Consider the following 13,868-nt stretch of genomic DNA (forward strand, 5'->3'; position numbering starts at 1 on the left):
GCATGGGAAGGATCAAGGGCGCGCTGATCGGCTGCGGCTTCTTTGCAGTCAACCAGATGCACGGCTGGCAGGACCTGCCGGATGTCGAGATCGTGGCGATCTGCGATCGCGATCCGGAACGTCTACGGCTCGTCGGCGATCAGTTCGCGATATCGAGGCGCTACCTGTCGGCGGAGGCGATGTTTGCCGATGGCGGTTTCGATTTCGTCGATATCGCCACGACGGTTGGCAGCCACCGCGCACTTGTCGAACTTGCCGCCTCCTACAAAGTACCGGCGATCTGCCAGAAGCCATTCGCACCGACGCTTGAAGATGCCAAGGCCATGGTCGAGGCGGCCGACCAGGCGGGCATCGCCCTGATGATCCACGAGAATTTTCGGTGGCAGACGCCGATCCTCGCGGTGAAGGAGGCGCTGGCAAGCGGCGCGATCGGCGTGCCGTTCTGGGGCCGCATCTCGTTCCGCTCCGGCTTCGACGTCTTTTCCGGCCAACCTTACCTCGCCAAGGGCAAGCGCTTCATCATCGAGGATCTCGGCATCCATTCGCTTGACATCGCCCGCTTCCTGTTCGGCGATGCGAGCCGCATGACAGCCCGCACGGCGCGCATCAACCCGGCTATCGCTGGCGAGGACGTTGCAACCATGCTGCTCGACCACGACAACGGCATCACCTCGATTGTCGATGTCAGCTATGCAACCAAACTTCCGGAAGAACCTTTTCCGGAAACCTTCGTGGAGATCGACGGCAGCAAGGGTACCCTACGCCTCGGCAAGGACTACAGACTTACCGTCCACTCCCCGGACGGCACGAAGGAAAGCGTCGTTGCGCCCAATTTGCTGCTCTGGGCCTCGCGGCCCTGGCACAACATTCAGGAAAGCGTCGCGCTCATCCAGAAACATTGGATAGAGCGGCTGGCCTCCGGTCAGCAACCCGATACTTCGGGCCGGGACAATCTAAAAACCTTCGCGCTGGTTGAGGCTGCCTATCTGAGCGCCGCGCGCGGCGAGACCGTCGCCGTCGGAGACTTGCTGGCATGAGCCAAGACACGCTCCGACTTTATGGCACGGCGGAGCGAGAGCCGGAAAGCCGGATGCTTGTCGCCGGCGATTTGAGCGTGGAGCTGCAGAACGGCAATCTGCGCGGTTTGCGTTTCCGCGGTCATGAGGTGCTGCGCGCCATCTCCTTCCTCGTGCGCGACAAGGATTGGGGTACCTGCAGTGCAACGATCAGCGATCTCGCGGTGACGGAACGGAAAAACGGCTTCTTGCTCCGTTATCACGCCCGCTTTACCGCGCCTTGCGGCGCAAATCTTGATTGCGACATTTCGATTTCCGGCGCTTCGCACAGCGTGACCTTTTCTGCCGACTGTGTCAGCGACGCTGATTTCGAAACCGCTCGGGCGGGTTTCGTGGTCTTGCATCCGGTCGTCGGTGTCGCTGGAGAGCCTGTCGAGGTCAGGCATGGCGACGGCAGCGTGCAAAACGCTCGATGGCCTGACGAGATCGAGCCCTGGCAGCCCTTCAAGGACATCGCCGCGATCACGCACCGTGTTGCACCCGGCATTGTGGCGACAACGGAATTCGTTGGCGACGTCTTCGAAATGGAAGATCAGCGGAACTGGACGGATGGTTCCTATAAGACCTACGTGCGACCGCTGGCTCTGCCCTGGCCCTATCTTGTGCCGAAGAACGAGCCCTTCAGTCAGCGGATTTCTGCGCAAATCCGGGCAGAGGAGGGCGCTGCGTCGGCGGTCGCAAATTCGGATCCGATTTCGGTGAGGTTGGTACCAACAAACATCCGGTTTCCGGCACTCGGTATCGGCCTGCGGCCTGAATGCCACCAGGAAGAACTGGTTTCGCTCCAAGTGTTGACGACGGTTGGTGCCGAGCATCTGATCGCCCATTTCGATCCCGGCGCGGGACATGGGCTTGAGGCACTGAGGGGCTACGCTGCGATCGCGGCGAGGTCCGGCCTGAAGGTAACGCTGGAGCTTGCCGTGCCGTGCGTGCGACCGCTAGAAGAGGAGATGGCAGAATTTGCGGCCCTCGTCGATCGCGCGGGTCTTGCGCTTGATACGCTGTTCGTCTCTCCGTCTGTGGATCGGCAGTCAACACCGCCCGGCAGCGCGTGGCCGGAATGCCCTGATCTCGCCGATGTCTATGCGGCCGCGCGCGCCGCCTTTCCTGGCGTTCGGCTCGGCGGCGGCATGATGAGCTATTTCACCGAGCTCAATCGCAAGCGTGTGCCTTCCGATCTGATCGACTATGTCAGCCATTCGACGAACCCGATCGTACATGCGGCCGACGATCTTTCGGTCATGCAGACCTTCGAGGCATTGCGCTACGTCATCAGCACCACCCGGGCGATCTATGGCGACAAGCCCTACCGCATCGGCCCCTCGACGATCGCCATGCGCCAGAACCCCTACGGCAGCGCGACGAAGGAAAACCCGGCAGGGTCCCGAATTCCGATGGCCGATACCGATCCGCGGCACAATGGCCAGTTTGGCGCGGCCTTTGTTCTGGCCTATGCAGCGACGGTGTTGCCGGGGGCGTTGGAGGTCCTGACGCTTTCGACCCTTGCCGGTCCCTTCGGGCTTTCGGCCGGCGATGGAGAGGCAACGGCAAGGGGAGAACTGCGGCCGCTGACGCATGTACTGACGCGCCTCGGTGCCATGTCACATCAGCCAATGCATGCGGTCGAGACGTCGCGACCGGACGCGGTTGTCGGATTGGCCTCAAGGGAGCGGCTGCTTCTTGCGAACATCACCTCTGTGGCCCAAACCATTGTGTTGCCCGCCACACCGAACAAGGTTGCAGTGATCGCCGCCGAAGGGGCTGAATTGTCGCCGCACCAGCGGATTACGCTGCCGCCCTACGGCTGCGTGGAGATCGTGCTTTGAGCGTCATTTCTGGCCCTTGAGGGCGTAAAGTGCGCGGGAGCGTTCCAGGTGTTTGACCATGGCCTGCTCGGCGCGATCGGCGTCGCGGCTTTCGATGGCGCGGATGATCTCCTCATGCTCCGAGAGCGTGAAATTCTCACGACCCGTCCAGATGAGCATTTCCGTATGATAGGACTTGAGCCATCCGAGCATCGCTCCGCTCACCGCAGCAAAGATCGGGTTTCCGGATATGAGGGCGATGCACTGGTGAAACTCCATGTCCGCGTCGATGAAGGCATCCGCATCGCCAAGGCTCTGCTTTTGCTTGTCGAGGAGGGCGCGAAGCTCGGAGATATGCGTCGGGGCCGCCTTGGCCGCTGCCTCGCGAACCATGCCGCGCTCGAAGAAGATGCGCGCGTTCTTCAGGTGCTCCAGCGAATCCGACGAGCCGGAGAGCATCAGCTTTGCCGGCAGGTCGACCTGCCTGATGATGGATTCGGCGGTGATGCGCAGGACCTTGGCGCGCTCGCCCTGCGAGATTTCGACGAGGCCTTTTCCCGCGAGCGCCTGCATCGCCTCGCGTATGGCCGGGCGGCCGACGCCGTAGCGTTCCATGAGTTCGCGTTCGGAGGGCATCTCGTCGCCCGCCTTCAACTCACCGGTTTCGATCATCTGCTTCAGCCGCGCGAAGACTTCATCGGAGAGTTTTTTACGGACGATCGGTTCGGAAATGACGTTCATGAGTCACCTGATTTGGACAGGTTTGAATATGCATCAAGTTCCATCGCCGCAATAGCCTTGCCGGAGACGACTTGCAATCACATAAATACTCATTATACCAGTTGGTGCGCCTTAACAAGCATGCCGCCATGCGGTGGAGGGGAGAAAACGTGATCCGCCTGACTTATCGGATAGAGACGCCCGGCTCAGTGGAGGCAATGGCGACAAAGATCGCCAGCGATCAGTCGACCGGCACCTTCGTTGCCCTGCCAGGCGAGACGGAAGAGCTTAAGGCACGGGTGGCCGCCCGTGTCGTTGCCATCCGTCCCCTGCCTGCGACCAGCCATGCCTCCTTTCCCGATGAGGCCGGCGGGAACACGCATTTCAATCGCGCAGACGTCGATATCGAGTTTCCGATGGATGCGGTCGGTACCGATCTCGCCGCCTTGATGACAATTGCAATCGGCGGCGTCTATTCGATCAAGGGCATGACGGGCATTCGCATCGTCGGAATGAAGCTGCCGCAGGAATTTGCAGCGGCGCATCCGGGCCCGCAGTTTGGGGTGCCGGGCAGTTTTGCGCTCACGGGTGTGAAGGACCGGCCGATTATCGGCACTATCGTCAAGCCGGCCTTGGGTCTGAGGCCGTATGAGACGGCCGAGATGGTCGGCGAACTGATCGGGGCGGGCGTCGATTTCATCAAGGACGATGAGAAACTGATGAGCCCGGCCTACTCACCGCTGAAGGAACGAGTTGCCGCAATCATGCCGCTGATCCTCGATCACGAGCAGAAAACCGGCAAGAAGGTGATGTATGCCTTCGGCATCAGCCATGCAGACCCTGACGAAATGATGCGCAACCACGACATCGTGCTGGAAGCCGGTGGTAATTGCGCCGTGGTCAACATCAATTCGATTGGGTTCGGTGGTCTTGCGTTCCTGCGTAAGCGCTCCGGCCTTGTGCTGCACGCCCACCGCAATGGCTGGGATATCCTCACGCGCCATGCCGGCCTCGGTTTCGAATTTTCCGTCTGGCAGCAGTTCTGGCGGCTGCTCGGCGTCGATCAGTTTCAGATCAACGGTATTCGCGTGAAGTACTGGGAGCCGGACGAAAGTTTCGTGCGTTCCTACAGAGCCGTCAGCACGCCGCTCTTTTCCGAGAATGACGTGGCGCTGCCGGTCATCGGCTCGGGTCAGTGGGGCGGGCAGGCGCCGGATACGATTGCGGCCACAGGTGGCTCCACCGAGCTGCTCTATCTTTGCGGCGGTGGCATCGTCAGCCATCCGGGCGGACCCGGTGCCGGTGTGAAGGCCGTCAAGCAGGCTTGGGAGGCGGCGGTTGCGGGTGTGCCGCTTGAGACCTATGCGAAGGATCATCCGGAACTGGCGCAATCGATCGACAAGTTTGCCGACGGCAAGGCGGCCTGAGCCATGTCACGACCCCTGATCAGCTACTACGGCGACGATTTCACCGGCTCGACCGACGTGATGGAGGCGCTTGCCTCGAACGGCGTCGAGACCGTCCTGTTCCTGAAAATGCCAGATGCAGACCTGTTGTCGCGCTTTTCTGGCGCGCGCGCCTTCGGGCTTGCCGGCACCAGCCGCAGCGAAACGCCGGAGTGGATGGATGTGCATCTCCGCGATGCCTTCGACTGGCTGAAGACGCTTGATGCCGAACTCTGCCACTACAAGGTCTGCTCGACATTCGATTCCGCGCCGCATGTCGGCAATATCGGCCGGGCGATCGAGATTGGGCGGGCGGTCTTTGGCGAGGAGACGGTACCACTCATCGTCGGCGCGCCGGAGATTCGGCGCTACACGGCCTTCGGCGAACTCTTCGCCGCCTATCAGGGCCGCAACTATCGCATCGATCGTCACCCGGTCATGTCGCGCCATCCGGTTACGCCGATGGACGAGGCCAATCTGCTGCTGCATCTTGCACGGCAGACGAAGCTGTCATCAGCGCTCGTCGACATTGTCTCGCTTCCTGGCGCGGTTAGGCCGGAGAAGGCTGATGTGTTGCTCCTCGATGTCGTTGACGAAGCAACGCAGGCTGCAGCCGGTGCGCTGCTTTGGAATAAACTCCGCCGGGAGGGCCGGTTCGTCTGCGGTTCCTCCGGCGTTGAATATGCCCTGATCCCCGCCTGGCGCAGTGAACGGCTGATCGGGAACAAACCCGTCTTCGCGGCGGCCGGACCGGTCGATCGCATCGCCGTCGTCTCGGGCAGCGTTTCGCCCACCACAGAGAGACAGATCCAACATGCGCTCGCACACGGTTTCGAAGGTGTCATGCTTGATCCGCTTGAGCTATCGGGCAGCACAGATGGGAGAGAAATTGCTGAAGCGGTGGACGCTGGCCTAAGCGCGTTGGAACGTGGCAGTAGCGTCATTCTATATACGGCGCTTGGGCCAGCTGCAGACAGGGGCCGCGAACTCGATACGTCGGATGGCGCCCGCCATCGCCTCGGCAGGGCGCTTGGTCGAATCCAGGCCGAACTTGTCTCGCGTGCCGGACTTGCGCGGGCTGTGGTTGCGGGAGGCGACACCTCAAGTCACGCCCTTGGCGAGATGGGCATATCAGCCCTGACCTTGAAGATGCCGCTCCCACAGACGCCCGGCTCGCCGCTCTGTATCGCCCATGGCGGCCCCGCGGACGGATTGGAGATCGCTCTCAAGGGCGGCCAGGTGGGCGATGACGACTATTTTTCCATGATCCGCGCAGGCGGTTTCTAGCACATTGGAGTGCTGGCACGGTTGCGTGCCAAGGTGTTGTCAGCACTCGAACGACGCGTATCAGCCTGCGGCTGAACCGCCCCCAAACCTTTGACCGCCGGAGACGGGAGTTTTCCGGCTTCATTCAGGGAGGCGGGCTGGTTGCCCCCCGAATTCACCGACGAGCCCGAACACTTGGCTCAGAACGAGCGTGGGGCCGGATCCAGGAGCTTCAAGTTCCCGCCCGTCAATTGATAGATTGCGCAGGTCCGCCGCACAGTGCCGTTCGGTTCGAACCGGAATGCAGCTGCCGCGCCGACGAAGCCGTTCGGAGACCGGATGCTTTCCTGGCTGATGGCGTTTTCACCCTGGGTGCGTACGAGGCCGGCCGCAAGCGCAATCACGTCGAAGCCGTAGGCCGCATCGGCGGCAGCGGCGCGTTCATAACGACTGAGATAGCGCGAGGTCATCCGGGAGCCGTTCTCCGGGCCGAACAGACAGAGATAACTTCCGGAAAGCTCCGGACGTTTGTAGGCGGCAGCGACCCAACCGGAGCTTCCAACGATCATTGCACTCGGCTTCAGATAGCCATTGGCCTTGAGTTGCGACAGCGCGCCGACGTCGGGATCCCCAGCGCCAACCAAGAGCACCGCGTCTATATCCCTAAGCTTGGCTTTCGATGCCGCGTCACCGGAAAATGCGGTGGAGCCGGTCACGGCGAGTAGAACCGGTTTGATGCCATAGCCGGCAAGCCCGCGCTCGAGCCTCTGTCGGTCGCCGGTGGACACATCGCCGGGCAAGAGCACGACGAGCCGCTTACGGCCCGCCGCCGCCGCATAGGAAGCCCCCTCGACGGCGCTGTCGATACGATCGGACACGAAAGCGAAGGTGCCGGTCAGCCGCTCGGCGCCATTGCCGCGGAGCATCAGCAGCGGCGTGCGGGCGGAGCCTAGGCCGTCACGCAAGGTGCTGACAGGCACGTCGGCGGCGGACACAGCGACAAGCGCGACTTTCTGATCGGCAAGCCTCTTTGCCGCGTCCTTGACCTGTTGCGGTGAGCCGTCGGTATTCTCGACCAGTAGCGAGAGCTGGCCGCCACCAAGCTCGTCGACCGCGAGCGAAGCGCCATCCCGGATATCGCGCTCGCGCACGGTTTCGCCCGTCGGCGCCATGAGGGCGGTGATGAGCGCGATCCGCGCCGCGCCATTGCCGAAAGTTTCCTGCGGTTTCGGCGCATGCTCGGCCGCGCGCCGGGCGTGCATCGCCTGCGGCGATTCCACGTCGAGCACGTCTTGAGGAGTGGGAGCACCCTGGCAGCCCGCGAGCACACCGAGTGCGAATACGCCGAGGGCCAGCCATTGCCGGCGGAACGACACACAATTAGCCGGTGAAACGACAGCGCGAGACATGACGATCAGACTTCCTGTGTTAGTTCATGAAGTGATGCATTTTGGTGTAGAAGCAATCGCACTTGGCGAGGTAGTCCTCGTCGCGCCAATTGGATTGAAGGTAACCGTAGGCCTTGCCGCAAGCGACCTTGGTTTCGGAGGCCCAGACGAAGGCCGGCCGCGTCGAGGAGATCCAGCGCGGATCGTCGGCAACGGCGATCGCCTCGTCCATGCGCGATACGACTTCCTTGGTCAGGGTGGTGACGTCCTGCTCGACTGTGAGCGAGGACTGGCTGAGCTCGGTGCACTGCCTGGCGGCCGGCGCATAGTCGACGATGAGATCGGCTGCGAAACCTGAAAGAGGCATCAGAGCGACCACCGCCCCCGCCAGTATGCTTCTGATCATGAAAAGGCTCCCCCTGGAAAATGCGGTTCCCGGATGTTGACCGAGAACCGCTGAACTGTCGAGATCGACGTTGCGTTTAAGGAATGACTTCTGCCTTCGGTGCACCGTTTTCGGTGAAGAGGACCTTCACCACGTCGGTCGAGACCTGAAAGTTCTCCAGGACTGCGACCGTATGCCAGGTGTTGCCGTTGCCGTCCGTGTCCACCTGCAGGTTAGCGTTTTGGCCGTCCTGTATCACCTGGGCGTAGTCGCCGTTGAGGTGTGTGTTCTCGGGTAGATTGCCGAGCAGGGCGGACAGATCGACAAAGTCGCCGCTTTCATAATCGGTGATGACGTCGGCAATTCCGAGCGGAAGGTCGTTTGGATCGATCATGAAGATGTCGTTACCCGCGCCGCCGGTCATCCAGTCCGCGCCGGTTCCGCCATAGAGCGTATCGGCACCATCGCCGCCGATGAGCGTATCGTTTCCTGCATTGCCGTAGAGTATGTCATCGCCAGCTGCGCCGACGAGGGTGTTGGCAAGTGCGTTGCCGGTCAGAACATCATCGTGGGAACTGCCAACGAGCCCTTCGATCGCCGTGTAGCTGTCGCCGGCCGCATCGCCCGTATTGCCGACAGGCGCCGCGAGGCTGGCAATCACCCCGACCGTGGACGACTGATAGGAAACCAAATCCAGGCCACCTGCCCCGTTAAAACTGTCGGCGTGAGACGTGGCGGCAAAGATCTCGTCAGAAGCCGACCCCGTCATCGTCTGCCCCTCCGGCTCGAGGGTCAGATCAATCGCGCCGCCAACCTTGTCTCCATCCGCATCAACCAGTTCGACGGGGATAGAGATGTTTACGGGATCGGTTGCAACGACCGCGGTGCCGAACCCCGTCAGTGCGAACGGCTTTGTCGCGTCCGCGAAGGGGCTGCTCCCTGTGCCGTAGAGAACATCAAGGGTTGTGTATTGATTTGCCGTGTAGATGGCAACGGTCGTGTTGTCGACAAGCCCCTCGACCGTAACAGCATTGGTCACGGTGTTCCGCGTCACGCGGTAGTCAATACCATCGACGGTGATTGACTGCGTATTTCCGGTTGAGAAATCGACAACGAAAGTATTATCCGAAGGGTTGGCGTTGTTGCCGGAATGGCTGATGACGACACTCGTTATCGCCTCCGGTGTACTATCGTCTATGCGATTGTCTTCATCGGCCGCGCCAAGGTCATTGTCATCCGAAGCAACGAATACCGCAGTGGCACGACCATTGCCGATGCTGCCGAATTTGACGGAAGCGCCGTTGACCAGATAGTGCTCGTCGAATGTGTGGCCCGGCGAGGTCGGATTGTAACTACCGCTGCTACTAGGGGTTCCCATAAGGTCCGAAACGAAGTTCAGTCTCACCCCTTCGTCTGAGCCGATATTTTGGCCGCCGCCACCTCCCGAAACACCAACAGAACTGGCTGTCCCGTTAATGCTTGTAGCGTCATCACCAATAGGAGTGATGAGAAGGTCTGGCGAATCATCATTACCCTGAGGGTTGTTTATTTGCCCGTTTGGCACGAAGCCCACCCAATTGGTGTTTCCACCCGAGAATGCGTAGCTCCCACCATTGAAGTTAACGTTGCTGGCGGAATCGACTTTCCCGTACATGGTGACGGTATAGCTGTCGTTCGCCGTGGCCAGGCTACCGTCCTGGTTTAGCTCAACTTCAAAGACCCACTTGGTATTGTCTGCCGCACTGGCCGACGACGTGGACGCGACAAGGGTATTCCCGACAACGTGGTAGTAAATTGCCGCACCGCTGGACGTGAAACCGCTGTTCGAGCCATTGAGCGATGAAGCGAACCTCACGGTTCCACCGTGATCCGCGCCGACATTGTCATCAACGTTGCGATCAGCATCGAGATACCCAATCGCCTCGGTCCCCGCCTTGTTTGTCAGATGGAGATGGTCTGGATCAACCGCCGAAGGAACATCGTCGACAACGCTGATGTCGACCGTTGCGGTGGCGGTGTCGCCATCCTGATCGGAGGCGACGACCGTGATGCCGCTGAGATCGATCGTGTTTAGCGCCAGTCCGGCAGGATGCGGGAAGTTGTCGGTCAGCTGGACGTTGACCGTCGCCTGGCCGCTTGCCCCCGCTGCAATCGGCAGCGTCGGCGGAACCAGTGTCACCGTGATCGCCGCAACGCCATTGATCGTGCCGATCAACACCGAAGTGCCTTCGCCACTCCATACGATGTCGGCGCCGACAATGCCGTTGACGTCAGCCGTGATGCCGCCCGTCGCGCCGAACACCATGCCCGTGATCGCATCCGAACCGGCCGTGAAGCTGACCGTATCCGAGCCGCGCTCGGTCGACGACAGTTCGGCCCCACCCGCAGCACCTTCCGCGCTGCCCAGCGCGTTCGCGTTGTCCAGACCCTTCTCATCAACAGTGATCGAGGCGCTGCCGTCCGTCGCCGACGGACCGGTACCATCGGTGATGCTGATCGGCTGCACTGCAGTCGCGGGGTCGCCGTCGCCGTCGGTGATCGTGTAGCTGAAGCCGGCATTCACATCCGAAGCGCTGTTCAGGCTCGCAACCGGCGTGAACGTCCACGCACCGGCAGAGGTGAAGCTGTAGGTGCCGTTCACCGTCACCACCGGCGTCGAGCCCGAGGCCGCGATCGTATACTCGGTGCCACCAATCGTCACCGACGTCAGCGTCGCACCGTCAGCACCGGCCGTGTCGTTGCCGAGCACGTTGCCGCTGATCTGCGCGCCACCCTCGACAACGCTCCGAGCGCCATCATCAACCGCCGAAGGAACATCGTCGACAACGCTGATGTCGACCGTTGCGGTGGCGGTGTCGCCATCCTGATCGGAGGCGACGACCGTGATGCCGCTGAGATCGATCGTGTTTAGCGCCAGTCCGGCAGGATGCGGGAAGTTGTCGGTCAGCTGGACGTTGACCGTCGCCTGGCCGCTTGCCCCCGCTGCAATCGGCAGCGTCGGCGGAACCAGTGTCACCGTGATCGCCGCAACGCCATTGATCGTGCCGATCAACACCGAAGTGCCTTCGCCACTCCATACGATGTCGGCGCCGACAATGCCGTTGACGTCAGCCGTGATGCCGCCCGTCGCGCCGAACACCATGCCCGTGATCGCATCCGAACCGGCCGTGAAGCTGACCGTATCCGAGCCGCGCTCGGTCGACGACAGTTCGGCCCCACCCGCAGCACCTTCCGCGCTGCCCAGCGCGTTCGCGTTGTCCAGACCCTTCTCATCAACAGTGATCGAGGCGCTGCCGTCCGTCGCCGACGGACCGGTACCATCGGTGATGCTGATCGGCTGGCTGTCGCTCGTCGTGTCGTTGTCGGCGTCAGTGGCCGACAATGTGAAGCTGACGTTGACGCCAGCCGGGTTGGACAGGTTGCTGTTGGCCGCAAACGACCAGGTCTTGTCGGCATTGACCGTCAGCGTGCCCTCGGCCAGCGTGAACGCCACCGACTGTCCGGCCGTCAAGGCCAGCGGCTGCGTCATGTTGCCAACCGTCACGTTGACCGTGCCAACACCGTCAGCACCGGCAGAAAGCGTCCAGGTGCCGTTCAGCGTCTGACCTTCGACGACGCTGTCGGTCGGCGGCATGTCGTCCGACACCGACCCGCCGATCGTTACGCTCGGCACGTCGTCGGAGACCGAGACGGTGACCGTGCCTTCGGCCTGATCGCCGTCGGTGTCGGAGGCGATGACCTTGACCGAGCCGAGGCTCGCAAGGTCGTCGGCGTTGATGCCGGGGTGGCTGGCGTAGTTGTCGGAAAGCGTCGCCGTCACCGTCGCGCCGTCGCCGACGCGCACCAGGTCGAGCGTGGCGATGGTCACGCCGCCGGCCTTGCCGATGATCTGGGTGTCGGAGACCCGCTCCCAGGTCAGTGCACCTGTGAGCGTCGAGGTGTCGCCGAACACGATCGTGGCGATCGCATCCGAGCCGGCCACGAAGCCGATCGTGCCGCTGCTGGTGTCGGCGCCCGGCGTCGAGCCGTCGGCAAGGTTCTGGTCGTCGAGGGCAAGCGACGCGGAAGCCGCAAGCGGGTCGACCGTCGGGCCGGCGCCGTCGGTCACGGTGATCGTCTGGCTGTCGGTCGTCGTGTCGTTGTCGGCGTCCGTGGCCGACAATGTGAAGCTGACGTTGACGCCAGCCGGGTTGGACAGGTTGCTGTTGGCCGCAAACGACCAGGTCTTGTCGGCATTGACCGTCAGCTTGCCCTCGGCCAGCGTGAATGCCACCGACTGTCCGGCCGTCAGGGCCAGCGGCTGCGTCGTGCTGCCGACCGTCACGTTGACCGTGCCAACACCGTCAGCACCGGCAGAAAGCGTCCAGGTGCCGTTCAGCGTCTGGCCTTCCACCACGTTCGGCGAGACCGGATCGGTGATGCCGATCACCGGCACGTCGTCGACAACATCGATGCGCAGTGTGGCCGAGCCGGTCGCACCATCACCATCGGTGACCGTCAGGTTGAAGGTGTCCCGGTCCTGCTCGACATTCGTGCCGGGAATGACGCCGGAACTGGTGACGGGGCTCACCAGATCGTAGGTGTATTGCGCCACGCCGGTCAGCGGATCGTAGGCGGTGATGGTCAATGTACCGAATTGGCCAACAACGCTCTGGCCGACGAGACCACCAATTGTGAAAGTCTGACCGTTGATGGTCAGGCTGGCGATGTCATCGAGGCCATCCGGATCGGAAATGGTAAAGACGCCGCTGACGGACGCGCTGCCGTCACCGGCACGCGATCCGCTGGCGAGGCCGGCCTCATCCACCTGCCTGTCGCTCACGAAAATGCCGCTGGGGTCGCTGTTGCCATCGGGGATGATCGAGGGGTCGTCATTGGGGTCGACGGCGAAGGGCAGACGCTCGGTCGCCTCGAGCGCCGGAAACTGCAGCGCGGTGGGCGCCAGCAGGTCGATGACCGGGCCGGCCTGGCCAATGTTGCCATCTGCATCGGAGAAGTTGCCGCCGCTGCTCTGGTTCGATACGACGCTGATGCTGCCATCCGGGCCTGCGGCGACGTTGATGCCGTTTTCTCCGAGCACCGCCACGAGAGTTTCGCGCGGGATTTCGGCGTCACCGATCACGAAAGTCGGAACCTTCAATGCGGCGTTTTGGATCGTGATCGTGGAGCCATCAGGCTGTTCCAAAACGATATCCGTGCCGACGACCTTGATCTTTTCGATCGATGCGCCTGCAGGCAGGTGCACGACATTCGAAGCATCGGCGCTGATCGTCGCCGGCATCGGCGGCGTCAGGGGGGCGGTCTCAGCACCCTTCACCGGAGCACCGGTTGCCGGGTCCAGGAGCTGCGGCTCTTCCGCCGCGCCAGCACCGGCCTGCGCCACCAGACGCCCGACCTTGCCATCTGGCGCTTCGTGATGCTCGATTGCCTCTGCCGGCGTTGCGGCGGCTTCGTTGGAAATTGTGGTGCCTTCGGTTGCCATGACAAATACCCCTCGACCTTTGCGGGCAAGAAAACACCAACCTTGTGCGGCCGCAATCGGTACTGGAGGGGTTATCGAGAAACAGCATAATATGTTATGCAAATACCCAAAATTGGTTAGATTATCGCAATTTTAACAATTCTGGTCATGACCGCGAAACGAATGCCCGGACGGCCTAGCAGCCTGTCGGACTGGGTATTTGCGAGATAGACGGCGTACGGGCCGCGTTGCCTTGGAGAACGCAGGCGATTGCTTTGGCTGGTGTTGTCGTCAACAGGCAGGTTTTAGACAGTTTGGAGTC

At 62.0% G+C, this 13,868-nt stretch carries 8 protein-coding genes; 4 read left to right on the plus strand and 4 right to left on the minus strand.

Annotation, left to right across the window (positions count from 1 at the left end; all coding sequences use genetic code 11):
- Positions 1-2: 2 nt before the first annotated feature.
- Together AC244_RS28755 and AC244_RS28760 are read left to right on the plus strand one after the other, a co-directional pair.
- Positions 3-1,037 carry a Gfo/Idh/MocA family protein gene (locus AC244_RS28755; RefSeq protein WP_053252246.1) on the plus strand — a complete coding sequence of 345 codons (1,035 nt, stop codon included), beginning with the start codon at positions 3-5 and terminating at the stop codon, positions 1,035-1,037.
- Positions 1,034-2,902: a hypothetical protein gene (locus tag AC244_RS28760; RefSeq protein WP_053252247.1), complete on the plus strand. Its 1,869-nt coding sequence runs from the start codon at positions 1,034-1,036 to the stop codon at positions 2,900-2,902. Before AC244_RS28755 ends, AC244_RS28760 begins: the two co-directional genes overlap by 4 nt.
- Positions 2,903-2,905: 3 nt before the next feature.
- Here the strand turns inward: AC244_RS28760 and AC244_RS28765 are convergent, their stop codons facing one another.
- Positions 2,906-3,622: a transcriptional regulator NanR gene (locus AC244_RS28765; protein WP_053252248.1), complete on the minus strand. Its 717-nt coding sequence runs from the start codon at positions 3,620-3,622 to the stop codon at positions 2,906-2,908.
- Between the two features lie 149 nt (positions 3,623-3,771).
- On the opposite strand from AC244_RS28765, the gene oiaX reads away from it, so the two are divergent.
- Both oiaX and AC244_RS28775 read left to right on the plus strand, forming a co-directional pair.
- The gene (oiaX, locus tag AC244_RS28770; RefSeq protein ID WP_053252249.1) at positions 3,772-5,028 is read left to right on the plus strand and encodes a 3-oxo-isoapionate-4-phosphate decarboxylase OiaX; all 1,257 of its coding nucleotides are present in this window, start codon (positions 3,772-3,774) and stop codon (positions 5,026-5,028) included.
- Between the two features lie 3 nt (positions 5,029-5,031).
- Positions 5,032-6,333, plus strand: a complete 1,302-nt coding sequence (locus tag AC244_RS28775; RefSeq protein WP_053252250.1) for a four-carbon acid sugar kinase family protein — start codon at positions 5,032-5,034, stop codon at positions 6,331-6,333.
- A gap of 179 nt (positions 6,334-6,512) precedes the next feature.
- Here the strand turns inward: AC244_RS28775 and AC244_RS28780 are convergent, their stop codons facing one another.
- From AC244_RS28780 to AC244_RS28790, 3 genes are all read right to left on the minus strand, one after another.
- Positions 6,513-7,721, minus strand: a complete 1,209-nt coding sequence (locus tag AC244_RS28780; protein WP_082367227.1) for an ABC transporter substrate-binding protein — start codon at positions 7,719-7,721, stop codon at positions 6,513-6,515.
- A gap of 19 nt (positions 7,722-7,740) precedes the next feature.
- Positions 7,741-8,106 (minus strand): hypothetical protein, encoded by a 366-nt coding sequence (locus AC244_RS28785; protein ID WP_053252252.1) that lies wholly within the window; start codon positions 8,104-8,106, stop codon positions 7,741-7,743.
- Positions 8,107-8,182: 76 nt separating this feature from the next.
- Positions 8,183-13,567: a beta strand repeat-containing protein gene (locus AC244_RS28790; protein WP_053252253.1), complete on the minus strand. Its 5,385-nt coding sequence runs from the start codon at positions 13,565-13,567 to the stop codon at positions 8,183-8,185.
- Positions 13,568-13,868 lie beyond the last annotated feature (301 nt).

Source organism: Ensifer adhaerens (assembly GCF_001270265.1).
GTDB lineage: Bacteria > Pseudomonadota > Alphaproteobacteria > Rhizobiales > Rhizobiaceae > Ensifer > Ensifer adhaerens_B.

What these genes read in the sequence shown, in the direction of transcription:
- AC244_RS28755 (WP_053252246.1), top strand. Translation starts at nt 3, where the DNA reads ATGGGAAGGATCAAGGGCGCGCTGATCGGCTGCGGCTTCTTTGCAGTC.
- AC244_RS28760 (WP_053252247.1), top strand. Translation starts at nt 1,034, where the DNA reads ATGAGCCAAGACACGCTCCGACTTTATGGCACGGCGGAGCGAGAGCCG.
- AC244_RS28765 (WP_053252248.1), bottom strand. Translation starts at nt 3,622, where the DNA reads ATGAACGTCATTTCCGAACCGATCGTCCGTAAAAAACTCTCCGATGAA.
- AC244_RS28775 (WP_053252250.1), top strand. Translation starts at nt 5,032, where the DNA reads ATGTCACGACCCCTGATCAGCTACTACGGCGACGATTTCACCGGCTCG.
- AC244_RS28780 (WP_082367227.1), bottom strand. Translation starts at nt 7,721, where the DNA reads ATGTCTCGCGCTGTCGTTTCACCGGCTAATTGTGTGTCGTTCCGCCGG.
- AC244_RS28785 (WP_053252252.1), bottom strand. Translation starts at nt 8,106, where the DNA reads ATGATCAGAAGCATACTGGCGGGGGCGGTGGTCGCTCTGATGCCTCTT.
- AC244_RS28790 (WP_053252253.1), bottom strand. Translation starts at nt 13,567, where the DNA reads ATGGCAACCGAAGGCACCACAATTTCCAACGAAGCCGCCGCAACGCCG.